General features: G+C 58.4%; 23 protein-coding genes and 1 pseudogene. 16 read left to right on the top strand and 8 right to left on the bottom strand.

Annotation, left to right across the window (positions count from 1 at the left end):
* Window positions 1-102 precede the first annotated feature (102 nt).
* A complete protein-coding gene (gene nadA, locus ACP8IT_RS04350) occupies window positions 103-1,101 on the top strand; it encodes a quinolinate synthase NadA (protein ID WP_042403631.1) in 999 nt (332 codons plus the stop codon).
* Complete coding sequence (nadC, locus tag ACP8IT_RS04345) at window positions 1,102-2,031, top strand: carboxylating nicotinate-nucleotide diphosphorylase (RefSeq protein WP_126318699.1); 930 nt, start codon at window positions 1,102-1,104, stop codon at window positions 2,029-2,031.
* 41 nt (window positions 2,032-2,072) lie between these two features.
* On the opposite strand, the gene mfd is transcribed toward nadC, so the two are convergent.
* The 5 genes from mfd to ACP8IT_RS04320 form a co-directional block, all read right to left on the bottom strand.
* Complete coding sequence (mfd, locus tag ACP8IT_RS04340) at window positions 2,073-5,714, bottom strand: transcription-repair coupling factor (protein ID WP_302520991.1); 3,642 nt, start codon at window positions 5,712-5,714, stop codon at window positions 2,073-2,075.
* Entirely contained in the window at window positions 5,715-6,332 is a 618-nt protein-coding gene (locus ACP8IT_RS04335; RefSeq protein ID WP_005280007.1) for a TetR/AcrR family transcriptional regulator, read from the bottom strand.
* 729 nt (window positions 6,333-7,061) lie between these two features.
* The gene (locus ACP8IT_RS04330; protein WP_005280005.1) at window positions 7,062-7,535 is read right to left on the bottom strand and encodes a hypothetical protein; all 474 of its coding nucleotides are present in this window, start codon (window positions 7,533-7,535) and stop codon (window positions 7,062-7,064) included.
* A 354-nt stretch (window positions 7,536-7,889) separates the two neighbouring features.
* Entirely contained in the window at window positions 7,890-8,669 is a 780-nt protein-coding gene (locus tag ACP8IT_RS04325; RefSeq protein ID WP_490290461.1) for a DUF4300 family protein, read from the bottom strand.
* Window positions 8,670-9,039: 370 nt separating this feature from the next.
* Entirely contained in the window at window positions 9,040-9,948 is a 909-nt protein-coding gene (locus ACP8IT_RS04320) for an NAD(P)/FAD-dependent oxidoreductase (RefSeq protein WP_023017673.1), read from the bottom strand.
* Window positions 9,949-10,391: 443 nt separating this feature from the next.
* Between ACP8IT_RS04320 and ACP8IT_RS04315 the strand changes: the two genes are divergently transcribed.
* From ACP8IT_RS04315 to ACP8IT_RS04305, 3 genes are all read left to right on the top strand, one after another.
* On the top strand, window positions 10,392-10,700 hold the full coding sequence (locus tag ACP8IT_RS04315; RefSeq protein ID WP_126318695.1) for a hypothetical protein: 309 nt from the start codon (window positions 10,392-10,394) through the stop codon (window positions 10,698-10,700).
* Window positions 10,701-10,786: 86 nt separating this feature from the next.
* Entirely contained in the window at window positions 10,787-11,407 is a 621-nt protein-coding gene (locus ACP8IT_RS04310; protein ID WP_005280001.1) for an Ltp family lipoprotein, read from the top strand.
* A 49-nt stretch (window positions 11,408-11,456) separates the two neighbouring features.
* The gene (locus tag ACP8IT_RS04305) at window positions 11,457-11,603 is read left to right on the top strand and encodes a hypothetical protein (RefSeq protein ID WP_005280000.1); all 147 of its coding nucleotides are present in this window, start codon (window positions 11,457-11,459) and stop codon (window positions 11,601-11,603) included.
* 38 nt (window positions 11,604-11,641) lie between these two features.
* Here the strand turns inward: ACP8IT_RS04305 and ACP8IT_RS04300 are convergent, their stop codons facing one another.
* On the bottom strand, window positions 11,642-12,358 hold the full coding sequence (locus ACP8IT_RS04300; protein WP_490290460.1) for a trimeric intracellular cation channel family protein: 717 nt from the start codon (window positions 12,356-12,358) through the stop codon (window positions 11,642-11,644).
* Window positions 12,359-12,495: 137 nt separating this feature from the next.
* Between ACP8IT_RS04300 and ACP8IT_RS04295 the strand changes: the two genes are divergently transcribed.
* The 11 genes from ACP8IT_RS04295 to ACP8IT_RS04245 all read left to right on the top strand — a co-directional run bounded on the left by ACP8IT_RS04295 (window position 12,496) and on the right by ACP8IT_RS04245 (window position 24,020).
* Entirely contained in the window at window positions 12,496-13,692 is a 1,197-nt protein-coding gene (locus ACP8IT_RS04295; RefSeq protein ID WP_126318693.1) for an MFS transporter, read from the top strand.
* A 68-nt stretch (window positions 13,693-13,760) separates the two neighbouring features.
* Complete coding sequence (glmU, locus tag ACP8IT_RS04290; RefSeq protein WP_126318691.1) at window positions 13,761-15,206, top strand: bifunctional UDP-N-acetylglucosamine diphosphorylase/glucosamine-1-phosphate N-acetyltransferase GlmU; 1,446 nt, start codon at window positions 13,761-13,763, stop codon at window positions 15,204-15,206.
* Window positions 15,207-15,222: 16 nt separating this feature from the next.
* Entirely contained in the window at window positions 15,223-16,197 is a 975-nt protein-coding gene (locus ACP8IT_RS04285) for a ribose-phosphate diphosphokinase (RefSeq protein WP_005279993.1), read from the top strand.
* Window positions 16,198-16,663: 466 nt separating this feature from the next.
* Entirely contained in the window at window positions 16,664-17,329 is a 666-nt protein-coding gene (locus ACP8IT_RS04280) for a 50S ribosomal protein L25/general stress protein Ctc (protein WP_490290459.1), read from the top strand.
* Between the two features lie 187 nt (window positions 17,330-17,516).
* Entirely contained in the window at window positions 17,517-18,050 is a 534-nt protein-coding gene (gene pth, locus ACP8IT_RS04275) for an aminoacyl-tRNA hydrolase (RefSeq protein ID WP_005279989.1), read from the top strand.
* Between the two features lie 5 nt (window positions 18,051-18,055).
* The gene (locus ACP8IT_RS04270; protein WP_490293069.1) at window positions 18,056-18,895 is read left to right on the top strand and encodes a fumarylacetoacetate hydrolase family protein; all 840 of its coding nucleotides are present in this window, start codon (window positions 18,056-18,058) and stop codon (window positions 18,893-18,895) included.
* A 100-nt stretch (window positions 18,896-18,995) separates the two neighbouring features.
* The gene (ppk2, locus tag ACP8IT_RS04265) at window positions 18,996-19,871 is read left to right on the top strand and encodes a polyphosphate kinase 2 (RefSeq protein WP_490290457.1); all 876 of its coding nucleotides are present in this window, start codon (window positions 18,996-18,998) and stop codon (window positions 19,869-19,871) included.
* Between the two features lie 30 nt (window positions 19,872-19,901).
* Window positions 19,902-21,080: a sensor histidine kinase gene (locus tag ACP8IT_RS04260; RefSeq protein ID WP_490290456.1), complete on the top strand. Its 1,179-nt coding sequence runs from the start codon at window positions 19,902-19,904 to the stop codon at window positions 21,078-21,080.
* The gene (locus tag ACP8IT_RS04255) at window positions 21,073-21,732 is read left to right on the top strand and encodes a response regulator transcription factor (RefSeq protein ID WP_490290455.1); all 660 of its coding nucleotides are present in this window, start codon (window positions 21,073-21,075) and stop codon (window positions 21,730-21,732) included. The genes ACP8IT_RS04260 and ACP8IT_RS04255 overlap by 8 nt, the downstream gene beginning before the upstream one ends.
* 85 nt (window positions 21,733-21,817) lie before the next feature.
* The gene (locus ACP8IT_RS04250) at window positions 21,818-22,531 is read left to right on the top strand and encodes an ATP-binding cassette domain-containing protein (protein WP_411703090.1); all 714 of its coding nucleotides are present in this window, start codon (window positions 21,818-21,820) and stop codon (window positions 22,529-22,531) included.
* A 91-nt stretch (window positions 22,532-22,622) separates the two neighbouring features.
* Window positions 22,623-24,020 carry an ABC-2 family transporter permease gene (locus ACP8IT_RS04245; protein ID WP_490290454.1) on the top strand — a complete coding sequence of 466 codons (1,398 nt, stop codon included), beginning with the start codon at window positions 22,623-22,625 and terminating at the stop codon, window positions 24,018-24,020.
* 46 nt (window positions 24,021-24,066) lie between these two features.
* On the opposite strand, the gene ACP8IT_RS04240 is transcribed toward ACP8IT_RS04245, so the two are convergent.
* Complete coding sequence (locus ACP8IT_RS04240) at window positions 24,067-25,521, bottom strand: glyceraldehyde-3-phosphate dehydrogenase (RefSeq protein WP_490290453.1); 1,455 nt, start codon at window positions 25,519-25,521, stop codon at window positions 24,067-24,069.
* Between the two features lie 63 nt (window positions 25,522-25,584).
* Window positions 25,585-26,580: pseudogene (locus ACP8IT_RS04235) on the bottom strand (nitronate monooxygenase).
* Window positions 26,581-26,592: the final 12 nt, after the last annotated feature.

Below are 26,592 nucleotides of genomic sequence, written 5' to 3'. Positions count from 1 at the left end.
AGTGGTCTTCAACACAGACAGTTTAGTACGGTTATAACACCCCACTTATTCCCGTGACTATCACTTTTTGGAGCACTTGTGACTCAAACGAATGTTGGCGTCATGCCCTCTGCCACTTATGCCGGTTCGGACACCGAAACAGGTAAGGCCTGGGCCGAGCGGATCAAAGAATTAGCGGAGCAGCGCAATGCCGTGATCCTGGCCCATAATTACCAGATCCCGGAGATCCAAGACGTTGCCCACCACACCGGTGATTCCTTGGCGCTCTCGCGCAAGGCGGCGGAAACCGATGCAGATATCATCGTCTTTTGCGGCGTGCACTTCATGGCGGAATCCGCCAAGATCCTTTCGCCAAATAAGAAGGTTCTCATCCCCGATGAGCGCGCTGGGTGTTCCCTGGCAGATTCCATCACCGCCGATGAGCTGCGCGCCTGGAAGGCCGAGCACCCCGATGCGCTGGTGGTCAGCTACGTCAATACCACCGCTGAGGTCAAGGCGCTGACCGATGTCTGCTGTACCTCCTCCAATGCCGTCGACGTGGTCAACTCGCTGCCGGCGGATAAAGAGATCCTCTTTTGCCCCGACCAGTTCTTGGGCGCCTACGTCAAGCGCGAGACCGGCCGGGAAAATATCCGCATTTGGGCCGGTGAATGCCACGTGCACGCGGGCATCAGCGCCCAGCAGCTGACCCAGCAGACCCAAGACAACCCGGATGCGGACCTGTATATCCACCCGGAGTGCGGCTGCTCCAATTCCGCGTTGTACCTGGCCAACGAGGGCTTGGTGCCACAGGAACGCGTGCACATGCTCTCTACCGGGCAGATGATCACCCAGTCCCAGAAGCAGCCGCAGAACAAGGTGCTCGTTGCCACCGAGACCGGCATGCTGCACCAGCTGCGCCAGGCCGCACCAGACATCGATTTCCAGGCCGTCAACGATCACGCCGAGTGCAAGTACATGAAGATGATCACCCCAGAGGCCCTGGAGCGCTGCCTGGTGGAAGAGACCGATGAGGTTACGGTGCCAGAAGATACCGCGAATGCGGCGCGCAAGTCCCTCGAAGCCATGATTTCCATTGGCAACCCCGGCGGGGGCGAGTAAATGGGAAACCTGCGCCTGCCGGATTGCTCCGGGCTCATTGCCACGGCCTTGGACGAGGATTTCGCTTACGGGCCGGATTACACCTCGCTTGCCACAGTGCCGGGTAAGGCCCGTTGCACGGCGGAGTTCACCGCGCGCGAGGCCGGTACCATCGCAGGCTTGGGCCTTATAGAGCAGGTCCTTGATGCGACCGCCCAGCGCTTGAGCCAGTGGGGCGTGGATACAGGCCCCACGCTTGGCGATGCCCCCTCTATCACCCTCCACTCCACCGACGGCGACCGCGTTGCCCCAGGCCAGGTCATCGCCACGGTGCAGGCCCCTACCCTCCTCGTGCTGGCCGCTGAGCGCACCATGCTCAATATGGTCTCGCACGCAAGCGCCATCGCGACGCAGACCCGGCGTTGGGTCGATGCCATCGCAGCAGCGGCGGCGGACACAGGAACGCCGGATGGCGTTAACCAGGCCCAGGTGCGCGATACCCGCAAGACTCTTCCTGGCCTGCGTGCGCTGCAGAAATACGCCGTGCGCGCCGGCGGCGGGGCAAACCACCGCATGGGCTTAGGCGATGCCGCCATGATTAAAGACAATCACGTGCTCGCCGTGGGCGGCAGCGTGGCTACGGCCCTGCGCCGCGTGCGCGAGCATGCCCCGGATATCCCCTGCGAGGTCGAGGTCGATACCTTGGACCAGCTCGAGGAGGTGCTCCCGCTGCGCCCGGATATGGTGCTGCTGGATAACTTCGCGCTTGCCGATGTCCACACCGCCGTCCACCGCCGCCAAGCGCTCAGCCCAACCACGGCGCTAGAAGCCTCCGGCGGGTTGCAGCTTGAAAACGCCGGCGAGTACGGCACCTCGGGCGTGGACTATATCGCCGTCGGCGCCCTCACCCACTCGGTGCGCGTGCTGGATATCGGCTTGGACTTCTCCTAAGCGTCGACCAGCTATGCGCCGAGGGGCTACGCGCCCTTCGGCTACTCGCCTACGCTGATGACCGATCCGGCGCCGGCTTTCTCGCCGGAGACGTTGATGGGTTGGACATCAAAAAGCGCGCTCAAGAAGTCCGCCGCCCACTGGATGAGCTCCTCATCGCGCAGCTTGGGCGAAGTGACATTGCGCCCAGCCTTGGGGAAAGGCACATTGATGGCCTTGGCCGCGGCCCGGAAGCTCGAGCCCGGGTAGAGGCGCTTTAGGCGCACCTGCTTGGAATCGGGCAGTTCCACCGGGTGGAATTTCACGCGGGTGCCCTGCACTGTAATGTCTGCCACCCCGGCGCGGCGGGCTTGGTGGCGCAGACGCGCCACGGCGAGCAAGCGCTCGACCTCCTTGGGCAAGGGGCCGAAGCGGTCTTCCATTTCCTCCCGCGCCGCCGCCAGATCCTTGTTGTCCTGCGAGGCCGCGAGTTTGCGGTAGACCTCAAGGCGCAGGCGCTCGGAATCGATATAGGACTCTGGAATGTGCGCATCCACGGGGAGATCGATGCGAATTTCCTTGGGTCCTTCGTCTGTTACCGCAGGTGCCTCGCCGCGGGCCAAGGACTTGAAGGCCTCCACGGCCTCGCCGACCAAGCGCACGTAGAGGTCAAAGCCCACGCCTGCGATGTGGCCAGATTGCTGCGCGCCCAGCACGTTACCGGCACCGCGCATCTCCAGGTCCTTCATGGCCACGGCCATGCCGGCGCCCAGATCGTTGTTCTGGGCGATGGTGGCCAGGCGGTCATAGGAGGTCTCGGTCAGCGTGGCACCCTTGGGGTACAGGAAGTAGGCATAACCGCGCTCACGGGAGCGGCCCACGCGCCCGCGCAGCTGGTGCAGCTGCGACAAGCCCATGTGGTGGGCATTTTCCACGATGAGCGTATTGGCATTGGCGATATCCAGGCCGGTTTCCACGATCGTGGTACAGACCAAAACGTCATACTCGCGGTCCCAGAATCCCTGGACGGTCTTTTCCAGCACGTCCTCATTCATCTGACCGTGGGCGACGACGATGCGCGCTTCTGGCACCAAGTCGCGCAGTTCGCGCGCCTTCTTTTCAATATCGGAGACCTTATTGTGGATAAAGAAGGTCTGACCATCGCGTAAAAGCTCACGCCGAATCGCCGCTGCGACCTGCTTGTCCTCGTAGGCGCCGACATAGGTCAACACCGGGTGTCGATCCTCTGGCGGGGTGAGGATGGTCGACATTTCGCGGATACCCGCCATGGACATCTCCAGGGTGCGGGGAATCGGTGTCGCGGACATGGTGAGCACGTCGACGCTGGCTTTCAGCGCCTTAATGTGTTCCTTGTGCTCTACGCCAAAGCGCTGCTCCTCATCGACGACGATAAGGCCCAAGTTCTTCCAGTGCACGCCGGTTTGCAGCAGGCGGTGCGTGCCGACGACGATATCAATCGAGCCATCGGCAAGCCCCTTAAAGATCTCCGTGGCTTCCTTCTTGGAGGTAAAGCGCGATAGCACCGCCATCTTGACGGGGAAACCGGCCATGCGCTCGCTAAAGGTATCGTAGTGCTGCTGCGCCAGCAGCGTGGTCGGCACTAGGACGGCGACCTGGGTGCCATCTTGGACGGCCTTGAAGGCGGCGCGAATGGCGACCTCAGTCTTGCCATAGCCCACATCGCCGACGACCACGCGGTCCATCGGCACCGTGGATTCCATGTCCTCCTTGACCGCATCGATGGCCAGCATCTGATCCTCGGTTTCAACGAAGGGGAAATTATCCTCCATCTCCGCCTGCCAGGGGTTATCGGGCGCGAACTGGTGACCCGGAGCGGCCTGACGCTTGGCGTAGAGATCCACCAATTCGCCGGCGATCTCGCGCACGGCAGCGCGCGCCTTCTTCTTGGTGTTCTTCCAGTCCGAGCCGCCCATCTTGGATAGGTGGGGCGATTCGCCGCCGGTGTATTTGCTGAGCAGATCCAGCGAATCCATCGGCACCCACAGCTGGTCCGCCGGCTGCCCGCGCTTGGAGGGCGCATACTCCAGCACGATGTATTCGCGCCGGCTGGTCTCATCGCCGGATTGGATGGTGCGCTCGGCCATCTTCAAAAACTTGCCGATGCCGTGCGTTTCATGCACCACAAAATCGCCCTGCTTGAGCGCCAGCGGGTCCACCTTATTGCGTCGCTTGGCCGGCCGCCGCTTGGCGTCCGCAATATCGCCGACGCGGTTACCGGTCAGGTCCGTTTCCGTCACCACGACGAGCGGGAGTGCCTCGGCATCTTTGAGCTTGCGCACCTTGGGAAAGACCAAGCCGGCGTGGCTAAGCGCCTGATACAAGGTGACCTCGCCCGCGCTGGGCTCCCAACCGGGGGTTGCCACCTTGGTGCGAATGCCCTGCTCGGCAAAGCGCTCCACCATGCGCTTGATGGCACCCTGTGCGGGCGCGATAAACGCCGCGCGCCCGCCGGCGTTGGTATGCGCCAGCAGCTGGGCCATCATGGCGTCGATTTCTTTGATATCTCCGCGCGGGGTGGGCCCGGGCTCGAACTCGAGCGGCAGGGTTTCTTCCTCTGGCCCGGCCAGCATGCCCGGTGGGGAAAATGTCCACAGCGGCTGGCCGGCCTCGCGAATGGAGACCTCCAGAGACTCAAAGGAGCGGTAGCTCGAACCTTCGGTATCGAGCCCTTCCGTGGACAAGGGGCCATCCGCGCCCATGGCCGCGGCCTCCCACCCGGCGGCCAGGAATTCCGCGTCGGTCTTTTCCAGGTCTTCCACGCGGCGCCTGATCTTTTCCGGCGCCACCATCACCACGTGCGTGGCGGCGGGAAGGAACTCGGAGAGGGTGATCAGTGGGACATCGGAAAGCACGGGCAAAACCGCCTCCATGCCCTCTGCCGGAATATGCTCGCTGACCTTGGTGAGCAGCTCCACCAGCGCTGGGTTTCCGGTATGCGTCGCCGCCAATGTAGCCGCGCGCTGCGCCACCGCATCCGTAATCGGCAGCTCGCGGGCGGTAAAGATATCCACGCGACCGACCTCGATTTCCGGGATGGTGCGCTGGTCAGCAACAGAAAACTGGCGGATATCGGTGACCTCATCGCCCCAAAACTCCACGCGCACCGGGTAATCCAAGGTGGTGGGAAAGACATCGATAATGCCACCGCGGGTGGCAAACTCACCGCGCTTGGCCACCATGTCCACGTGCTTGTATGCCCTAAATTCCAGGCGGCGCACCACATCATCGAAGTTATATTCGTGGTCTTCTTCCAGGTGCACTGGGGCGCGGCCCTCAATTTCTTGCAGGATGGGCTGGGAGAGCCCGCGCGCGGCCGTTACAATAATGCGCAGGTCATCAATGTTGTGCAGCACCTGCGCGCGCTTGCCGATGATATCCACGCCCGGGCTCAGCCGCTCGTGCGGCAGCGTCTCCCACGACGGGAACATCGCGACCTTATCGCCCATCATCGCGGTAAGCTCCGCGGTGAGATCCTCGGCCTCGCGGCTGGTGGCCGTGACCGCCAGCACCGGCGCATGGTGGGCCAAGGTGCCAAGAGCCCAAGGGCGCGCCTGATCAATACCCGTAATGTGCAGGTCCTGGCCCACATTGGCCACGAGCCCCTTGAGCTTCGGGTCCGTGGCCGCGACCTTAAGCAGACCTGCCAGCATTGGCGTCGCCATTTACTTCCTGCCTCCTAGCTTGGGCTTAATTTCCATACCGGACAAACCATTCCAGCATAGATTGACTATATGCGTAGCGACGACTTCCTTATCCGGTTTATCCGGGCTGCGCTCATCCAACCACCACTGCGCCGTGGTAGAGACCATGCCCACGAGGGCCTGGCCGTAAATATTGGCTAGCTCCGGATTAATACCGCGGTGCTCAAAGGCCTCGCCCAAGATATAGGCCACCTGCCCCACCGCGGCATTCAGCAGCGTGGAAAAGCTGCGTTCCTCGCCCGGCTTCGAATCGCGCACCAAGATGATGAAACCATCGGTTTCTTCCTCAACGTAATTCAGCAGCGCCATCACGGCCTGCTCGATGCGCTCGCGCCAACTGCCTTCTTCTAAAGAATCCTTAATGACTTCTTCCAGCGCCAGCATCTCCCGATCCACGACCACCGCATACAGGCCTTCCTTGCCCCCAAAATGCTCGTAGACCACCGGCTTCGATACGCCGGCGCGGGACGCAATCTCTTCGACGCTCGTGCCTTCAAACCCCAATTCCGCAAAAGCAGCGCGCCCAATAGAAATCAATTGCTCGCGGCGCTCGCGCCCGGTCATTCTCTGTCGAACCATGCCCTCTACCCTATCCTTTGCCCCACCCCTACCTAGTAATTTGTTATTTACCCGGGGGCGTCAGGTACGCTATAACTACAGCATTCGCTGTGGTTCCCCATGGTGTAATCGGCAACACTGCGGTTTTTGGTACCGCCATTCTAGGTTCGAGTCCTGGTGGGGAAGCATTTTTACTGCCCGTTGACCGGTTTTCTGGTTACGGGCTTTTCTTTTTCTCCCGGTTGCCTTGAATTCTTGGGTCATTGCAGCAAAGCAAACGCCTCACAGGAAAGTGAGGCGTCGCGGTAAGTATGGGAATCAATGCGGTATGGATACCCGCTATTTATGGGTAATAAGTCTGAGACTTGGCCCATCTGGCGCTTGCTTTTAGTCTGAGACTATGGCTCCAGCACCTAGCCGGAACATACGTCATCTCTTCAACTCTGTCAAAGACTTCTCGTGGCTCATCTACAATTTCAGTGGGTCTGTCCGATAACCAGCAGGATGCGCAACGCCTTCGATTAAAACAGGTAGGTGCACAAGAGGAGATGACGAAGGAGAAGGGCTGCTCCTGCAACCACATTATTGAATCCCCACCGCTCAACGCTGTTGCTACCAGTTGGTCCGCCAATAAGAAAACCGTCCGGTGCGCTAGATGCGCATCGGACGGTTTCGCTGGGTTCCCAAAAAGAACCAATTATTGAGTGCTCTGTATAGTCACAAAGCCTATACAGAAGCGGGATGACCTATTTAGCGGTCGACGCTAAGTACCAGGCCGTTCTTGTCGATGTCGATGTCGACGCCACCAACTTCAACTTCCCAGTAGCCGTCGTTGTCCCACTTGACCTTGCCTTCGCCATTGTGGGCACGCTGCAGAACCTGGGTCACTTCATCCTTGGTCAGGCGCTCTTCGGTGAGGTCACGCTCTGCTTCACCGGAGTAACCGGTGATTTCGGTTGGCAGGTCGTTGGTAGCTGCGTTGCCACCAGCCTGGCCGCCCTGACCAGCGTTGCCGCCGTTCGCGTTAGCATCAGCACCAGAGGTGACGGTGACGGTTTCCTTGCCACCGTTCTGGTTGCTCTGGTTGCCCTGATCAGTCGAGGCAACGGTCTCAGTGACGGTCGCTGGGGCGGAGCTGCCGTTATCGCTGCAGGCCACCAGAGTCAGGCCCAGAGCGGCGGTTGCAGCTGCGATGGAAACGCGGCGGTAATTCTTCATTTTCATGTCTTCAACCCTTCTTGTGAGTCTTGTGAGTTTTCCCAACGTTTGCTGGGGAGGCGGTGTCTAGCCTCTGAGAACTCCAGCTCGACACGATTAGTGAGTATACCTATAGGGACATATCTATCAACTATCGCAAGCCCGAAATGTGAGGCATATATCACAGTAGCGCGCGACGTGACCGTGGTTATGCTTGCCTTAATACACTTAGCCGACCCCTTCAAGACCAAAAGTCGCCACCGCATGATCTGAGAGCGTGTCAGGTGTTTTGTGTGAGAGGTCGCGATTATAGATATTTGCCCAAACCGTCGAAGCAGGCCACGGCCATTTGGCTAAGGGCCTATTTCCAGCCCTGCCCTTTTACTTCTTGACGTAGCGCATACCTTCTATGACGTCATCATTGTCAAAGATGACGGGTTGGCCGTATTCCAGATCGGGGCCGTCGTCGTATTTATGCATCAGGTAATCATTAAGCTGCTGCATATCCTTCACCGTCACCGCCTGGTACGGCATATCGAAGGCAAGCTTTTCTAAGAATAGGTAGCCATCCTCATATGGCACGGCAACGCCGGTATGTCCGATGAAAAGCGTGGCCGGTTCGGTCAAGGTATCGTGCGAGAATACCGAGACCACTCGGGCATCGGTATCCGCGAACTCGATGCCGCGGTCTTTAAAATAAGCCTTGATATCGGCGATATGCTGTCCTGGATCTTGCTCCATGGTGGTTTCCACATTCCCATAAAAAGCCTCAAACTTGGCGCGCTCGGCTTCATCGAAGATTTGATCCGGCGCATTATCTAGGGACTGTTGATCTAGGAATAACAAGGAATCATTGGGGTTGTCCTGATCATCAACGGAAAAGAGCGAATCCGCCAGGGTGAAGGTATTGATGCGGCAATTGGTACCCACATAGTCCGCGTGATGATCATTCCAGGCCTTTGAAATGGCCTCCACGTCGTATTCTGGGTCTTGCGTCCCGTAATCCGTGAAGCCTTCGGCCACCATGCTCTCCGTCGGTACGGCAGTGTTATATTCGTCTACCAACTCAAAGAAGCCATCGATACTTTCTTGTGGCACTCCGGCATCGGCAAGCGCGGTGCGGGCTACTTCTTGCGATTGCTTATCGACGAGATTGCTCATCGTCATCCCAGCCAGAAGCTGAGACGCATCACCATCTGCGGTCGGAATCTCCGTATGCTGTGCGCCCGCCGCCTTTGACTGCGCGGCGGCACTGGAGGACGACGCAGATTCGGAACCACTCGCAGCTTGATTCGTGTCACCACTATCGGGATTCGAGCAGGCCGCTAACAATAAACACGCTGTCACAGTGGGGACAGTCAGGTAGGAAAAGCGCATCATCACATGCTAGCGAAAAGGGACCGTACACGATAGCCCCGTGAAAATAGGGCAGGCTTGATTTTCAACACTCCTAGCGGCACATCGTGTTGGTTCTTTATTGAGAAAACACCTCTATCCTCAGCTTTTTATACCCAACAAAGATATAATTCCTCTAGCAGGAGACATCCTCATCAAACATCTTCTGATCCACCTTGATGGCAACGGCGGCTCCAGCTCCCATGGCTTGAGGCATCTGGTCTGGAGAGCTGATGACATTTCCGGCGGCCCAAATTCCCTCACACGAAGTCATCCCAGAATCCGCTTTAATCCAACCGTTTTCTACAGCGCATCCAGCTTTCCTGAGAATCGAATCATTGGGAACAAATTCAGGCCCAGTAAAGCAAGCTTCGTATTCTCTCTTTTCCTGCCCTACGTCAAGAACTACGCCACCATCAAATCGCTCAGATTCTGTAACCCCTTGCACTAAATTAAGTTCGATCGTGATTCCTAGCGATTCCATACGCCGCTGTTCCTCTTTCGGAAGCTCCAATCCATTTGGATAGAAAGTCACTCGATCCGTCCACTTAGTGAGCAACATTGCTATGCGGAAAGTAAAGGGAGGGTTCTTTCCTCCAATGACGGCTAGGTTCTTATTTTTGACCTCGTAGCCATGACAGTAGGGGCAATGAAAAACTCGTGAGCCCCACAGCCGCTCTAGTCCGGGAACATCTGGCAAATCGTCAGTGATACCTGTAGCAACGATTACATGACGCGAGTAGATTACCTCACCGCTTTCCAATTCGGCTTTCCACCCAGATGAGTCATCCTCAAAAGGAGAGAGCAACTTTGCCTTTTCAGAGATAATCTCTCCTCCAAACGATTGAAATTCACGGCGGCCACTTTCCAGCATTTGAATAGGCGAAGCTGACTCAAAACCTAAAACTCCGTGGGAATGCTCGCTAAACCTATTCCGTGGCTGATGTGAGTCCACTAAGACGACAGACCGGTTCGCGCGAGCCAAAGTAATTGCTGCAGAAGTGCCCGCAAAACCGCCACCAATAATTACTACGTCCGTCCTCATAGAATTTCTTCCCTTCCCAACTGCTTAGTCATTGATAACCGAGTTTTCCTAATCCCATCTTAAGACAAAGCGAGTTAGGGAGCAGAGGCCGAATGCCTGCGGCTGCATTAATCGAGGATCCCACGAGTTAACAGATACGTTGAGACAATACGAACCGTTCGCACACATAGGCGATTTCCCTTACTCTCCACCATACTTATGTCCAGACCGGTTGATTTATTAAAAGCTGTTGAAGCTTCACGCCCCAGCCCGATGCCGGGGTGCGTACCGGCAACAATCACTCGTTACTCCTCTTCCGAAAGACCCTAGCGTTGGACAACTCTCCATATCAGACCCCCTATCCCACACAACCGGTCCCAGTTCCCACAACAAAGCCGAAAAAGCCGCTTTTTAAGCGGTGGCGGTTCTGGCTATTACTCGTCGGGGCCACCCTCGTAGTGTTCATGGCCTTTATTTTTGTCATACTAAAGATAAGCGAAGCCCAAGATACTGAGGCTGCTTTGGATAAATGCCGCGAGCAAGTAACCAACCGGGCCAAGTATCCCGGCGGAGTCAGTTTTCCAGAAGAGATTGATATTCAGTCGCCAGATTCTATAACCGATTCGCCACGGACGTACCACGCCTTTGGCCAAGTTGATTTTCCCAATGGCTTTGGCACCCCAGTCCGAGAGTTCTATTCCTGCACCATCGTTGTTGATCTGGGTGATGTACAAGATTCCACTGTCCATGTTGCTAAAGATCCGCTTCGTTAATCTCTCTCGACCACAGTCACGACAATGTGGCCAATGTCGGAAAACTTTCTTCCATACCCCCACCCACATTGAAAGGAACGCTCACCATGAGTACCCCCTCCTCTTCTCCCTCTCCGTATTCCAATAACTCTCAACCCGCGGGCCAACCACCGGTGGGTCAACCACCAGCTGACGCGCCGCAGAAGAAAAAGGGCGGGTGCCTCAAATGGGGCGCAATCATCATCGGTGTCCTCATTGTTATTTCCATCATTGCGGGTTTGGGCGGCAGCGATGATGAAAACAGCAGCAGCACAAACTCCACGGACCAAACCACCCAGCAAGACACTGTGGAGGCCAACCCAGAAGAAGAGGCTCAGGAGGTTGACGCAGGCGAAGATTCTCACGCTGCGCAGGATGACCAGGACGTCCCGCGCGAATTCAAGAATGCCCTGAAGAGCGCCAAGGTGTACTCAGACACCATGCACATGTCCAAGCAGGGATTGTACGACCAGCTCAGCAGCGAGTACGGTGAGCAATTCAGCCCGGAAGCCGCCCAGTACGCCATTGATAATTTGGAAGCGGACTACCACGATAATGCTCTTCAAACGGCTCGCAATTACGAAGAAATGATGAGCATGTCCCCCAACGCCATCTATGACCAACTCGTCAGCGAATACGGTGAAAAGTTCACCGCAGAAGAAGCACAGTACGCAGTGGATAATCTGTAGTCACCCTCACTAGCATTGAGGCACCACTGCACTCGAAAGGATTCCTGCCATGAACGCTCCACACTCCACGTCTTCCCCGGAACCTGATGACGACTCCCAGGAGCCGTTGCCTTTAACCAAGGATCCATTCCTTAGGTGGAGCGTTCTTGTCCTTATTATCCTTGTCATCATCGCCATCGTCACCAACCTGCCTTAAAGCTGGCGACGGCATGGTCCGACTAGGCGTCTAGTCCGCTAGCGCTTGCGCCGGCCGCGGCGAAAACCTTTTAGCTCCGCCTTCTTGGCAATCGCGGCCACCTGTGCCGCGGTGTAGTTCACCGGCGCGACCCCGGCGCGCGGCAGGACCCAGCCCCGCCAGTAGGAGATGATGGCCATGCCACTGCCGACGATCGGGGAAACCACCATGCCCATGGCGAATTGGTCATAGGATGCAAAGGTCACCATGACGATGCCGGTGACGATGGATGGCACCGCGTAGAGGGGGCTGCCGCCGAAAATGGACGGGATTTGTCCAGAGGCGACATCGCGGACCATTCCCCCACCAACGGCGGTAAGAACTCCCAAAAATACGCACGGGATCATGGGCATGCCCGCAGCCAGTGCTTTCACGCAACCGGTGGTAGACCACATGCCCAAAATGATGGCATCGCCGTGCTCGCGGAAAATCTCCCACGCCTTTCCCTTCAGTTCAATGAGGAAGGCGGTCAGCGCGCCGGCGCAGGCAAGGCCCAGGTACCAGGGGTCTGAAATGGCGGCGGCGGGGCCGTCATCGATAAGCATGTCGCGGATCATGCCGCCTGCCAGGCCAGAGAAGAGGGCGAGGAAAATAAATCCCACGATGTCGAATTCGCGACGGCGGGCGATCGTGCCGCCGATGATGCCGTTCAAGGCCACTCCGATCAGATCGAAGACCTGGTACATCGTGTTGATGAGGGGATCCACGTCGTGCATAACAACTACTGAACATAGCCGATCACACCGGTTTCGCCCTTTCCAGGGGTAGCGGGCGAGTAAGGTTGATAGACGGTCTCTTGTGACCGGATTACAGTGTTATCCCGCTTTGTCTCGGTTATCTCGAAAGTTCTTTCATGTCTAACTCAAATGCCAGGTACTTCATCTGGTCCAATGGCCTGCAAAATTTAGGCGATCAGATCGTTGCCTCCAAAACGGTGCTGCCAGCACTCTTTAATGCGGCAGGCGTTCCCGCCTTCTTCACCGGCCTGCTTACCCCTATCCGGGAATCTGGCTCCATGCTGCCGCAAGCCGCCCTTACCCCCTGGGTGACCACGCACCGCGCCCGCAAGCGCTTGTGGATGATCGGCTCGACCGGTCAAGCCATCTCCGGCGCCGTCATCGCCCTCGCCGCATTCTTTATCCGCGGCGCATGGCTGGGCGTGGTCGTGCTTCTCGCCTTGGCGGCGCTTTCCCTGTTCCGCGCGTTGTGTTCCATCGCAGGCAAAGACGTGCAGGCGCGCACGATTTCCAAGGGCCAGCGCGGGCGGGTCACCGGATCAGCAGCGGCCTTGGGCGGCGGGGCCACCCTGTTAGCCGGTGTCATCTTATTCCTCTTGGGGGATCTCACGATTTCCACTATGGGCATCGTTTTATTGGTCGGCGCTTCTACCTGGGCCATTGCTACGTGGGTATTTTCGCACGTGGAAGAGCCGGTGCCGGAGGGGGAGCAAGAGGGCATCGATAAGAGCTGGTGGTCAGATACCTGGAAGCTTTTTACTGGCGATGCCCAATTCCGCAACTTCGTCATCGTTCGCGCTCTGTTGCTGGTCTCGGCGCTTTCTACCGCATTTATCGTGCTGCTGCACGATGACCTTTCCGGTATCTACGGCTTCGTGCTTGCCTCCGGTCTGGCTTCGCTCGTAGGTGGGCGCGTTTCTGGCATATTTTCTGATAGATCCTCCAAGAACACTATGGCGGCTGGTGCGGCCATTTCCTCCGTCATCATCCTGCTCATCGTGGTTAGTTCCCATTGGGCCCCAGACTCCGTGAATGCTTGGGTCATGCCGCTCGGCTTCTTTGCCGTCAACCTCGCGCATACGGCAGTCCGCGTGGCCCGAAAGACCTACGTTGTGGATATGGCCGGCGGCGATAAAAGGACGCAGTACGTGGGTGCCGCTAATACAATGATGGGCATTATTTTGCTCATCGTGGGTGGTATTTCTTCCGTCATCGCTCTCGCAGGACCAGAGGCAGCGTTGATTTTCTTGGCGCTCGTTGGCTTTGTTGGCGTGTGGCGCGCGGGCAGCCTAAAGGAGGTTTCTCGCACATAGTTTAAATAGGGACTATATGATGAAGCCCGAAGAACTAATCAAACTCAACCCCAGGAGTTTTGTTGACCGTGGAAGCAACTACCCCAAGTGCCGTCGTCGTCCTCGCGGCGGGCGCCGGCACGCGCATGAAATCCACAAAGCAAAAGACTTTGCACGAAATTGGCGGTCGCACGCTGCTTGGACACGCACTGCACGCCGCGGCGGGAATTAATCCAGACCACCTCGTGACCGTCGTGGGCCACCAGCGCGAGCAGGTCTCACCCGTCGTAGAAAAGATTTCGAATGAGCTGGACCGCGAGGTTGTGCAGGCCGTGCAGGAAGAACAGCGCGGTACCGGCCATGCCGTGTCCTGCGGGATTTCCCCGATTTCGGATTTCGAAGGCACCATCATCGTCACCAATGGTGACGTGCCGCTTTTGACCCCAGAAACCATCGAGGGGTTGCGCGATACCCACACCGCTCAAGGCAATGCGGTCACGGTATTATCCATGCGCCTTGCAGATCCCACCGGCTATGGCCGCATCATTCGCGACACGGATGGGTCTGTCTCCGCCATCGTGGAGCACAAGGATGCCACCGATGAACAGCGCTTGGTTGATGAGGTCAATTCCGGCGTTTTCGCTTTCGATGCGGCAGCATTGCGCGATGCCCTAACCAAGCTTGATACCAATAATGCGCAGGGCGAGCTTTACATTACCGATGTCCTCGAAATCGCCCGCACCGCTGGGCATGGCGTGGGTGCGCACGTGGCCGCGGATCCGCAGGAACTCGCCGGCGTCAATGACCGCGTGCAGCTGGCCGCCGCTGGCCGCGAGCTCAACCGCCGCATGGTGGAAAAGGCTATGCGCGGCGGCGCCACCATCATCGATCCAGAGACCACTTGGATCGGTGTCAATGTCACCATCGGCACCGATGTCACCATCCACCCCGGCACCCAGCTGTGGGGTGCAACGAGCATCGCCGATAATGCCGAGATCGGCCCAGATTCCACGTTGACGAATATGCAGATCGGTACCGGCGCGTCCGTCGTCCGCACCCACGGCAGCGATTCCGTCATCGGCGTCAACGCCAAGATCGGGCCTTTTACCTTTATTCGCCCGAATACCATCGTGGGCGAAGACGGCAAGCTCGGCGGCTTCGTGGAGGCGAAGAATGCCGAGCTCGGCCGCGGTACCAAGGTGCCGCACCTTACCTATATTGGTGATGCCACCGTGGGCGAGGAATCCAATATCGGGGCATCCTCGGTCTTCGTCAATTACGACGGTGTGAACAAGCACCACACCACCATTGGCAGCCACGTGCGCACCGGCTCGGATACGATGTTTATCGCTCCGGTCAATGTCGGTGATGGCGCGTACTCCGGTGCGGGTACAGTAATTAAAGACGATGTTCCCGCGGGAGCACTCGTAGTCTCCGGTGGCAAACAGCGCAATATCGAAGGCTGGGTTGAAAAGAAGCGTCCGGGCACCCCAGCGGCACAAGCCGCAGCCCGTGCACAGGACAACGAAAAGTAAAGGGGCATATTCTCCTATGACTGGCAAGGTAACTGGTAGTAGCAAGAACATGAAGCTCTTTTCTGGGCGCGCACACCCAGAATTGGCAGAGGCAGTGGCAAAGGAACTTAACACCGATCTGGTTCCTACCACCGCCCGGGACTTCGCCAATGGCGAGATCTTTATCCGCTTCGAAGAGTCCGTGCGCGGCGCTGACTGCTTCGTCATGCAATCGCATTCCCAACCGCTCAATAAGTGGTTGATGGAACAGCTCATCATGATCGATGCGCTGAAGCGTGGTTCCGCCAAGCGCATCACCGCGATCTTGCCGTTCTACCCATATGCGCGTCAGGATAAAAAGCACTTGGGCCGCGAGCCCATCTCCGCCCGCCTGGTCGCAGACCTCCTGCAGGCAGCCGGCGCGGACCGCATCGTCTCGGTGGACCTGCACACGGACCAGATTCAGGGCTTCTTCGACGGCCCCGTGGACCACATGCACGCCCAGCCCATTTTGACGGACTACATCAAGTCCAAGTACGCCACCGATAACATCGCCGTCGTCTCCCCCGATGCCGGCCGCGTGAAGGTTGCCGAAAAGTGGGCCCACGACTTGGGCGATGCCCCGCTGGCCTTCGTGCACAAGACCCGCTCCAATACCGAGGCCAATAAGACGGTCTCCAACCGCGTGGTGGGTGAAGTTGAGGGCAAGGACTGCGTGCTTCTCGATGACATGATTGACACCGGCGGCACCATCGCCGGTGCTGTGCGCGTACTCAAGGAAGCAGGTGCAAAGAAGGTCATCATCGCCTGCACCCACGGCGTCTTTTCTGACCCCGCCCGCGAGCGCCTCTCCGAGTGCGGTGCCGAAGAAGTCATCACCACCGATACCCTGCCGCAGTCCACCGAAGGCTGGTCCAACCTCAAGGTCCTGTCCATCGCCCCACTGCTGGCTCGGACCATCCACGAGATCTTCGAAAACGGTTCTGTAACTACCCTTTTCGACCGCGCATAAGCGTTTCGCCGCTCACACTACACCTCACACCCCGCCCTTCGCGCTCACCGTGAACGGCGGGGTGTTGGTGTTTTCCATCCCCGTGAGCGCCAAGGGCGTTGCAGGTACACGCAAGCACTACCGCACTACCGCCTGCCGGTCTCCCACCCTCCCTTCGCGCTCACCGCGCAACCCGAGCTACAGATATACGCGCCACCGGTGAGCGCGAGGGGCGCGACGGGGGAAGGGCGCGAAGGAAGATTAACAGGGCGGGTTTTGGTTTCATCGGCCGAGAGATGCTAATCTAACTCAGTCTCGGCGAGGGCGACTCAAAAATTGGGAAGCCGTTATCGACGCGATTGAAGTTAGAGCATGTTGCTTTTATTGACGCCTGCGATGACTCGTCCAAGACGTTCATCGGCAGGCTTTCGTCGTTTTTATAACTTCGATAGCCTCGCCGCACTACACCAACAAAGGAGATTGCATCATGGCAGAGCGCCCAATTATTAAAGCAGAACCACGTACCGTCTTTGGCAAGGGCTACGCCCGCCGCCTGCGTCGCGACTGGAAGGTTCCCGGCGTAATCTACGGTAGCGACCAGGAGCCCGTACACTTCGCAGTGCCGCTGCTGGACATCCAGTCCCTCGTTCGCAACAACGGTGTCAACGCCGTTCTGGAGCTCGAGATCGAGGGCGAGCAGTACCTGACCATGGTCAAGAACGTTGATCAGAACGTGCTCACCATGGACATCGACCACGTTGACCTGCTGCTGATTAAGCGCGGCGAGAAGGTCGAGGTTGAGGTTCCGATTACCCTGACCGGCGAGTCCGCACCGGGCACCATGCACATCCAGGATGCAGACGTCCTCATGGTTGAGGCTGACGTACTGAGCATTCCGGAAGAGATCGCGCTGTCCATCGAGGGCCTCGAGGACGGCGAGGTCATCACCGCCGCCGACATCACTATGCCGGAAGGCACCACCCTGGTGGCAGACCCAGAGACCGTTATCCTCTCCATCTCCCTGCCTGAGGTTGACGAGGAGCTCGAGGAGGCCGCTGAGGCTGCTGAGGAAGGTGGCGCCGACGCTGGTGCCGACTCCGTCGACGAAGAGGGTGCAGGCGAGTCCTCCGAGTCTGACGACTCCGAGGAGTAATTTCCCACTCCCCCAAACGCATATCGCCGTGAGCATTGCTGCTCACGGCGATATCGTGGTTTTATAGATGGTTTTATAAATCTTGTCCGGCAAGTTCACGAATTCTGGGCTTACTACTCAAGTTCATATTCAGTGCCGCATAGGTTTGTATTTCCAATAGAATTTCAATCTATGCGACAATAATGCAGTGACTCCACTACTCGTAGTAGGCCTTGGCAATCCTGGCCCGAAATATTCAGGCACGCGGCACAATATCGGCTTCGACGTTGCCGATGAGCTCGCCGGTGAATTAATGAGCAGCTTTTCGGTACATAAGAAGACGAATACCGAGGTTGCGGAAGGAATGCTATCCGGCCGCAAGGTCATCTGCGCTAAACCGCGGTCCTTTATGAATCTTTCTGGCGGGCCGATCAAGGCACTCGCCCAGTATTTCCATCTGGCGCCCGCGGATATTGTGGTGGTGCACGATGAATTAGAGTTCGACTTCGGGACCGTGAAATTGCGCCAAGGCGGCGGCGATCACGGGCACAACGGTCTGCGCTCTACTACGAAGTCGCTCGGTACTAAGGACTATCAGCGTCTTTCCATCGGCATCGGAAGGCCGCCAGGCCGGATGGATCCGGCATCGTTTGTGCTCAAGCCGTGGTCCAAGCAAGAAAAGGTGGAGATCCCCATCCTCTGCGCTGACGCGGTAGCAGAAATAAGGAGTGCGCTAGACTAGCTGGCATGAAATTGGCTACTCTTCGCACCGCGTTCGGCACCTCCGCAATCCGCATTGAGGGCGATAATGTGGGAGTGGAGCTGGACTACGAAGACGTAGGAGCGCTGCTACGCAGCGAAGATTGGCGCAAGGCCGCCCAGCTATCCGGCGAGCCAATAGTCTTTGATCAGCATGATTTAGAAGCAGTCGTCCCAACGCCAGGGAAGATCATCTGCGTGGGCCTTAATTACGCTAAGCATATCCGGGAAATGGGCCGCGAGTTTCCCGAGCACCCCACGCTGTTTATCAAATTCGCCGATGCGCTAACCGGCCCCTTCGATGACGTCTATATCCCCGAATACGCTACCCAGAAGCTGGACTATGAGGGTGAGCTAGCGGTGGTCATCGGCGAGCGCGCGCACCGCGTAACCCGCGCGGACGCATTGGATTACGTGGCGGGGTATTCCATCATGAATGACTACACCTTGCGCGATTTTCAACGCCAGACCAGCCAATTCCACGCCGGCAAGTCTTTTTATCGCACCGCAGGCTTTGGGCCTTGGCTAACCACCCCTGATGAATGGGCGCCGGGCAATAACGCGCGGCTGACCACCACGGTTAATGGCGAGGTGCGCCAGCAAGACAATACCGATGACCTCATCTTTTCCATCGCTGAGCTCATCGAATTTTGCTCGCAGCTTTATCCCCTCAACCCCGGTGATGTCATCGTGACCGGTACGCCCGAAGGCGTTGGTTTTGCTCGCGACCCGCAGCAATTCCTCCAGGATGGCGATACGGTAGCCATCGATATCGAAGGGCTCGGCCATATTTCTAATACCACTCGCTACGGCGAGCCCGGCCTCTAAGGCTGCCCCAATCGCGCTACACAAGCTGTGGCTGGGTTCTCACTCCAACGAGGGCACACCAGTTTTCTAGATAGGGCTACCAAGCCGTTAAGCTGGAAGAATGAGCACCAAAAGCAGCAAATCCCCTAAGAAGCTGAATAAGAAGGCCTACGAAAAAGAGCTCGAGCGGTTGCAAGCAGAGCTCGTTGATATGCAGCAGTGGGTCGTTGAAACCGGCGCCCGCGTGGTCATCATCATGGAAGGCCGCGACGCCGCCGGCAAGGGTTCTGCCATCAAGCGCATCACGCAGTATCTCAACCCCCGTACCTGCCGCATCGAGGCACTACCGGCCCCGAACTCGCGCGAGCAGGGACAGTGGTATTTCCAGCGCTACGTGGAAAAGCTGCCGACCAAGGGCGAAATCGTCATCTTTGACCGCTCCTGGTACAACCGCGCCGGCGTTGAGCGCGTCATGGGCTTTTGCACCGATCAAGAATACGTCCGCTTCTTGCATCAGGCTCCCATCTTTGAGCAGATGCTTGTGGAAGACGGCATTATCCTGCGCAAGTACTGGTTCTCTGTCTCTGATGAAGAGCAGATTAAGCGCTTTGAATCCCGCCGCAATGATCCGCTGCGCCGCTGGAAGCTCTCCCCCATGGATCTGCAATCCATTACCCGCTGGGAGGACTATTCCCGCGCCAAAGACGCCATGTTCATCCACACCGATACCCCGACCGCACCGTGGTACACCGTGGAGTCCGAGGATAAAAAACGCTCGCGCATCAACGTCATTTCGCACCTGCTCAATACGATCCCTTACGAGAAGATCGAGCGCGAGTTGCCGGAGATCCCGCACCGTCCCGATTCCGATGGCAAGACCTACGAGCGCCCAGACCGCGAAGAGTTCCGCTATGTGCCGGATGTAGCCGCCAAGCTGGAGGACTCGTCTAAAAAGAAAGGGAAGAAGAAAGGCAAGAAGAAGGACAAAAAGAAGTAGTCCCCCGACGGCGTACTACTATGTCCGACTATGAGCATTGACACCGTGGCAAAAGCACGCTTAGGGGATAAAATCCTCACCGCGGTGGCAGCGCTCATCGCGCTGTTTTATCTCATCGGGGCTTGGGCGGCTCCAGGAGCTATCGAGCTCATCCAAGCAGCGCTTTCGCTTTTATTCTTGCCCTTCATCTGGGTCTGGCGTACCAAACCGGTACTCAGTGCAGCTGGCTTTATTGTCCTCCTTGGTGCGTGGGCCGCGGCGTGGATAAGCCAGCTACCAGCCAACCTCGGGGTTACTCCATGGGCATTGACCGCGCCGATGGCCGTCTACGCCACCTCCCGCTACGTGGAACGCCGCTCAATTCCCCGCGCGGTGCTTACCGCGGCGCTCTTGGGTTCCTTTATATCGCCTGCGATGTGGCGCATTGACCCCGAGTCCTTTCTCTTATCTTTCCAGCTAGATCGCCGCTACATCACCTTGCTGGTGGTGCATTGGGCGGTGCTCGGCAGCGCCTATTTCATCGCCGCACGCTATTTTGACCTGGATAGGCAACGCGAGCGCTTAGCCCAAGAACGATTCCACCAAGCGCAGGAGGAAGAGCGCTTACTCATCGCGCGGGAATTGCACGATGTCTTGGCCCACTCCCTCACCTTGATCAAGGTTCAGGCCAATGCCGGGATTATCGCCGCGCGCACGGATTCGACCGCCGCAGAGGACACCTTGCAGAACATTCGCGATGGTGCGGATTCCGCGCTGGAAGAAGTGCGCGGGATCGTCACAGCGCTACGCAGCACGGGGCCTTCGGCTTTGGAACCCGCGCAGCAGCTCGAACATGTACAGGGCATCATCGACGGCTTTCGCACCGCTGACCTGAAGATTGACGCGGAATTGCCTGCCTCTTACGAGGTCTCCGCGCTGACCCAGCTAGCCCTAGTGCGCATCATTTCTGAAGGGCTGACCAATGCCCTGCGCCACCAAGGCCCCGGCACGCACGTGCAGCTAAAACTCACGCTTTCCGATGCCGCACGGGTCACCCTCATCTCCACCGCTACGTCCCCGACGCCCAGTGAGGTTTCCGGCAGCGGCGTGGGCTTGGTGGGAGTTAAGGAACGCGCCCAAGCGTTAGGCGGATACTTAACCAGCGGCGGCGATGCCCAGAAATTTACACTGGCTGCGGAACTACCATTACACAAGGACAACCATGTCTAAGATTCGCGTCATGCTTGCAGATGATCAAGCAATGCTCGTCGCTGCCCTATCGACCATCTTGAACGCGCAGGAAGATATTGAGGTGGTGGCTACCGCAGCCTCCGGAGCCGACGCCGTTTCCTTGGCACTTCGCCACCGCATTGATGTGGCCATTTTGGATATACGAATGCCTGGCATGGATGGAATCGCCGCGGCTCAAGCCATTCTCTCCCGCACCCCTGACTGCCGGATTATCATGCTCACCACATTCAATGAAGAGGATCTGGTATCGCAATCTATTGCCGCCGGTGCGCATGGATTCTTGCTAAAAGACGCCGATCCAGAGGTTCTGGTACACGCCGTACGCGACGTTGCCAAGGGCGAGTCTGTCCTCGCCTCCCAGGTAACGGGCCCTGTTTTAGAGGGCTACCGCAAGGCGCTAACGCACAGCCAGCTCAGTCCGCACGAGCGCCAAGGACTGAGCCTGGTCACTCGGCGCGAGATGGAGGTGCTCGTACTCATCGCGCGCGGGGCTACAAATCGCGAGATTGCCGGCCACATGTCTATCGCAGATACCACGGTAAAAACGCATGTCTCTGCGCTGATGTCCAAGCTAGCTGCGCGCGACCGCGTGGCTTTGGTGCTGCTGGCGCACAAAGCTGGCATTGCTTAGCCTCCTACTGTGGTAGGACTACCCCGGCGCGAAGACCGTCTCGCAGGCGGAAGATTTCGATAGTTGCGCAGCTCATACTTTTGGTATGAGCTATGAGGTTTCTTTCGAACACATCACAAAGTCTTTTGGTTCCCAGGCAGTGCTGCGGGATATAAGTTTTCATATTTCGCCTGGCCGCGTACACGCTGTGCTCGGGAGAAATGGCGCCGGCAAGTCCACCTTGTTTTCCATTTTCCTCGGTTTGCTACCCGCCGATTCGGGAACGGTGCGCGTGGCTGGAAAACCATGGTCGCGCGAGGTTCTCGACCATGTTGGTGCCTCGGTTAACGGGCCAGCTTTCTATGGCCACCTTTCTGCTACGGATAACCTCCGCGTGCATACCCGCCTGCTCGGGTTGCCCGATACTGAAATCGACCGTGTCTTGCACATTGCTGGTCTAGCCGGGGCTGGTTCTAAGAAGGCAAAGTCTTTTTCCACCGGAATGAAAGCCCGCTTGGCCTTAGCCCAAGCCCTACTCGGTGATCCTGAAATCTTATTGCTCGATGAACCGCAAAATGGACTCGATCCACAGGGCATCGCGGAGCTCCGCAAACTCCTCCAGCAGCTCGCCGCCGCTGGGCACACAGTCGTGGTCAGCTCCCATCAACTCGGTGAGGTCCTTCACCTAGCCCACGACATCACTATTTTGTCCCAAGGCACCATCCGGTACTCCGGCTCCCTACAAGAACTGGCCCCCAGCGGTGAATTGGAAGCCGAATTCTTCCGCCTGACTTCTGCAGATGGTGAGACCGATGAGTAACCAGTATCGACGGTATCTCTCAGCGGAACTACTGCGTTGCCGCGGCAGCGCCCTGCAGTGGTTACCCTTGCTCGCCCTCCCTCTGGTAGTAATGACGGTATTCTTTTCAGCCTTCGCCTCCTCCGCCGAGGACGCTACCGGGGTTCTTGGCTGGCAATCCATGTTTATCACCGGCATGTACGCGCCGCTCATTGCGGTTTTTGCTGGGGTTCCAGAGCGCCGCGAGGTGCTCAGCCGCGGCGGCGGCACCCTATGGCGCCGGCTTCATCCTCGCTACGAGCACGCGTCCCGGTTCCTCTTCGTCGTGGTAAGCCTCGCAGTTTTTCACCTTCTTAATTTCGGTCTGTCCTGGGCGGCGGTTGCAGCGCAAGGGCGTGCAGACCACCAGCTGCTTCTCATCGCTGGGGTTTATTCTTTCCTTGGAGCCATCGGCATCGCGGGGCTTGCGACCGCATGCGCCCGCAGGCTGGGCCTTGCCGTCACGCTTATCCTCGCGGTTATCTGGCAGGTCATTAGCGTGCTTCCTCGCGTTGTCGAGGGGCAGCTATGGTGGGCCTTCCCACCCGCCTGGCCGCTGCGGTTACTGTTACCTGCGCTTCGTATCCACCAAAATTCGGTTCCGCTCGAGCCTGGCGATCCACTCCTGCAGGAAAGCCCTCTTCCTGCACTGGCGTTATGCCTCATCCTCGCTGTAGCAGGCTCTTTGACCGTGACCATGACGCCTCGGCGAGTACGTCCGCTTTCCCGACGCCGGCGCGTAGCGATACCCACGACCAGTACCGCCGCCACGCCAGCTCAAGGGTGGCAGCCTGCGAGTGCCTCTCGTGCCGCTGCCTGCTCCCGCCTTTCCGATGCGCTCCGGGGCTTTCACCGGGCCATAATGACGCCAGCGGTCATTACGTGCTTGGTATTAAGCGCCTTAGCGCTGATCTTTATTGCCCTTTACTACCCACCACGCTATGTACAGGGATTCTTCGTATTTCTGCTTCTCCCCGTGGGTGCCGGTGTACTTCCTGTACTGGTCTGGCCGGGGTTCTCGGGCGCGTGGCCGATTGTCTATACAGAATCTCGCCACTGCTCTACTGCCCTTCTCCTGTGGTTACTGGGCATCATCGCAGCGGTGTGCACGTGTGCTTCGGTCGCAGTTATCTTCGCCGGTGAAGCCACCCTAGCTGTGCTCGCCCAACTGCCGCTGACCATCGGCGTCGGGTACGTGCTCGCGGCGGTCTCGCTCATCATGGTGATCCGCTTTGGTATCTGGAGCTCGCTAGTTCTCACCATCATCGGCACCATTGTCTCCGTGACGGTAGGCGGCGATGTCCTTGCAAAGACCGTCCTCTGGCTCGTTGCTTTCCCCGCCTGGCCGATGAATGCGGATTCTCCTGGCCGCTACGCCTGTGCTGCGATAATGACCCTGCTTTTCGCCGCCATTACTTCGTGGGCCGCCAGGCGGTTGCTGCGCACACGGGCACTTCGCCCTACCGATTAAATAACTAAGGCCCGCGGGGACTCCGCGGGCCTTAAACCATGCGAGCTTAAAGCTCAGAGGGAGATACGCGCTTGGGCAGGACCACCGGGCGGGCATTAGAAAGCCCTTCCACCACGCGGATGACCTGGTTGGAGTAACCAAACTCGTTGTCGTACCAGACATAGAGCACCAAGTGCTTGCCGGAGGCGATGGTGGCGATGCCATCGACGATGCCGGCATTGGTATTGCCCACGAAGTCGCTAGAGACGACCTCTGGGGAGGCGATGTAGGAAATCTGCTGGCGCAGATCCGAGTGCAGGGAGACGTTGCGCAGGAAGTCATTGACCTCATCGCGATCGACTTCTTGCTCCAGCTCCAAGTTAAGCACCGCCATGGACACATCCGGGGTAGGAACGCGGATGGCGTTGCCGGTCAGCTTGCCTTCGAACTCCGGCAGGGCCTTGGCCACGGCCTTAGCGGCACCGGTGGCAGCAAGCACCATGTTCAGGCCGGCGGCGCGGCCGCGGCGCTCGCCCTTGTGGTAGTTATCAATGAGGTTTTGGTCATTGGTAAACGAGTGCGCTGTTTCCACGTGACCGTGGGCCACGCCGTAGCGGTCATTGATGACCTTGAGCACTGGGGTAATGCCATTGGTGGTGCACGATGCGGCGGAGAGGATCTTATCGTCATCGGTAATGGCGGAATCGTTGATGCCAAAGACGATGTTTTTAATATCGCCCTTGCCCGGCGCGGTCAGCAGCACGCGGGCCACGCCCTTGGCCTCCAGGTGCTGGGACAGGCCTTCCTTATCGCGCCAAACACCGGTGTTATCCACCAGCACGGCGTTGTTGATGCCGTACTCGGTGTAATCGATCGTGGCCGGGTCGTTGGCGTAGATCATCTGGATCTTCGTGCCATTGGCCCAGATAACCTGTTCTTCCTCGTCCACGCTGATGGTGCCGTTGAAGGCACCGTGGACGGAATCGCGGCGCAGGAGGCTGGCGCGCTTGATGATGTCCCCTTCGCCCTTATTGCGCACCACAATCGCGCGCAGGCGCACGCCGCCGTAAGCGGCTTCGCGAGCGACGAGGATGCGGGCAAGGAGGCGGCCGATGCGGCCAAAGCCGTAGAGCACGACATCGGTTGGGTCGATGTCCTCGCCGGCACCGACGATTTCCGTGAGTTCATCTTCGAGGTAGCGGCGCAGGTCATCTTCGCCCGACTCTTCAAAGCCCAAAAGGAGGCGTCCAACGTCGATGGACGCGGAGCTTAGGTTCATATCCGCTAACTCGGACAGGATGGGCAGGGTTTCTGCCGTGGAGAGCTGGCACTGGGCAATGCGGCGTCCGTAGCGGTGGGACTTGATGATGTCGATATCGGTCTGCCCCACCAGCGGGCGGCCGAAGATGGTGGCGACGACGTTGTTATTGCGGTGCAGTTGGTGGATGAGGGGAATCATCTGTTGCGCCAATTCGAGGCGCTCGTTCCAGTCATCATGTCCAATATGTGCGTTCGCAGTCACGAGGCTCCATCCATTTCTATTTCGGGGGTGGCTAGCAATCTTCGCCCCAAATTTTAGCGTGTATCAGTGTTTGTTTTGGCATAGGGAGTCCAGAATGTCTGCGACACTACCCCCGCGGATTTTGGCGGCCGGCTCACCTACGAGGCAGTAGGCTACGGCGGCATCGTGCTGCGCTCGGCGTTCCTTGAGTACGGAATTAAGCATGGGATATACCGGGGGTATACCGGGGTGGGCGCGGGTGTAGTCGTTTTCCAAGCCGCGAGCATGGCGCCCCGAAAAAGCGCGGGTGGAGACGGTGGCCCCGCCGCGCTGGAGAAGCTTGCGGTTGTAGTCACTGGTTCCGGCTTCTTTACTCAGCAAAAAGGCAGAGCCGCACGATGCGGCGGCCACGCCGGGCAGGCTTAAAACCTGGGTTACGTCGCTTGCCGTGCGCAGCCCACCTGCGGCAATCAGCGGGATGTTTGGTGCGACCGCGTGGACGGCTTCGTGGACGGCGGCAATGAGCTCTGCCAGGGGTCGATCATCGGGAAGCGCGGTACGGTCCCACGTGCCGCGGTGCCCACCGGCAGCGGGCCCTTGTACGCACAGCGCGTCCACTCCCAGCGTGGCGGCGGCGCGGGCCTCGTCGGGCGTGGTGACGGTGGTCCAAGCTTCGGCACCAGCGGCGTGGATGCGGGCAAGCTGCTCAGAGTCAAAGGTGCCGAACATAGACCACACGACGCGCGCGCCGCCCTGGAGCGCCAGCTCGAGCTTGTCATGGAAGCCGAAGGAATAATCGGGATCCGGCAGCGTGGCACCTTCAGCCGCAGCCAATTCCGCGGCGGCGGCCAATTACTCGGGTGTTAATGGATCCTGCGGGCAAAACAGGTTCACCCCAAAGGGGATGCCGGCGCAGGCATCAATCTGGCTGCGGGCGGAGTCCACGCTGGCAGAGCCGAGTCCCAGGGTGCCAAAGGAACCGGCCTGATGCGCGGTGCGCACCAGATCCACGGTGGTAGGTCCGCCCGCCATGGGCGCTGGTATTACGGTTCGGCGCAAAGATTGAATAACCTGGCTCATAGAAAACTACTG

This window comes from Corynebacterium sp. LaCa_23 (genome assembly GCF_058182375.1).
Note: the sequence above shows the minus strand (reverse complement) of the source record. Positions and strands in the feature narration are given on the sequence as shown.

Excerpts from the sequence above, each read along its gene's own strand:
- nadA (WP_042403631.1), top strand. The coding sequence starts at position 103 with ATGCCCTCTGCCACTTATGCCGGTTCGGACACCGAAACAGGTAAGGCC.
- nadC (WP_126318699.1), top strand. The coding sequence starts at position 1,102 with ATGGGAAACCTGCGCCTGCCGGATTGCTCCGGGCTCATTGCCACGGCC.
- mfd (WP_302520991.1), bottom strand. The coding sequence starts at position 5,714 with ATGGCGACGCCAATGCTGGCAGGTCTGCTTAAGGTCGCGGCCACGGAC.
- ACP8IT_RS04335 (WP_005280007.1), bottom strand. The coding sequence starts at position 6,332 with ATGGTTCGACAGAGAATGACCGGGCGCGAGCGCCGCGAGCAATTGATT.
- ACP8IT_RS04330 (WP_005280005.1), bottom strand. The coding sequence starts at position 7,535 with ATGAAAATGAAGAATTACCGCCGCGTTTCCATCGCAGCTGCAACCGCC.
- ACP8IT_RS04325 (WP_490290461.1), bottom strand. The coding sequence starts at position 8,669 with ATGAGCAATCTCGTCGATAAGCAATCGCAAGAAGTAGCCCGCACCGCG.
- ACP8IT_RS04320 (WP_023017673.1), bottom strand. The coding sequence starts at position 9,948 with ATGAGGACGGACGTAGTAATTATTGGTGGCGGTTTTGCGGGCACTTCT.
- ACP8IT_RS04315 (WP_126318695.1), top strand. The coding sequence starts at position 10,392 with ATGGCCTTTATTTTTGTCATACTAAAGATAAGCGAAGCCCAAGATACT.
- ACP8IT_RS04310 (WP_005280001.1), top strand. The coding sequence starts at position 10,787 with ATGAGTACCCCCTCCTCTTCTCCCTCTCCGTATTCCAATAACTCTCAA.
- ACP8IT_RS04305 (WP_005280000.1), top strand. The coding sequence starts at position 11,457 with ATGAACGCTCCACACTCCACGTCTTCCCCGGAACCTGATGACGACTCC.
- ACP8IT_RS04300 (WP_490290460.1), bottom strand. The coding sequence starts at position 12,358 with ATGCACGACGTGGATCCCCTCATCAACACGATGTACCAGGTCTTCGAT.
- ACP8IT_RS04295 (WP_126318693.1), top strand. The coding sequence starts at position 12,496 with ATGTCTAACTCAAATGCCAGGTACTTCATCTGGTCCAATGGCCTGCAA.
- ACP8IT_RS04285 (WP_005279993.1), top strand. The coding sequence starts at position 15,223 with ATGACTGGCAAGGTAACTGGTAGTAGCAAGAACATGAAGCTCTTTTCT.
- ACP8IT_RS04280 (WP_490290459.1), top strand. The coding sequence starts at position 16,664 with ATGGCAGAGCGCCCAATTATTAAAGCAGAACCACGTACCGTCTTTGGC.
- ACP8IT_RS04270 (WP_490293069.1), top strand. The coding sequence starts at position 18,056 with ATGAAATTGGCTACTCTTCGCACCGCGTTCGGCACCTCCGCAATCCGC.
- ppk2 (WP_490290457.1), top strand. The coding sequence starts at position 18,996 with ATGAGCACCAAAAGCAGCAAATCCCCTAAGAAGCTGAATAAGAAGGCC.
- ACP8IT_RS04260 (WP_490290456.1), top strand. The coding sequence starts at position 19,902 with ATGAGCATTGACACCGTGGCAAAAGCACGCTTAGGGGATAAAATCCTC.
- ACP8IT_RS04255 (WP_490290455.1), top strand. The coding sequence starts at position 21,073 with ATGTCTAAGATTCGCGTCATGCTTGCAGATGATCAAGCAATGCTCGTC.
- ACP8IT_RS04250 (WP_411703090.1), top strand. The coding sequence starts at position 21,818 with ATGAGCTATGAGGTTTCTTTCGAACACATCACAAAGTCTTTTGGTTCC.
- ACP8IT_RS04245 (WP_490290454.1), top strand. The coding sequence starts at position 22,623 with ATGACGGTATTCTTTTCAGCCTTCGCCTCCTCCGCCGAGGACGCTACC.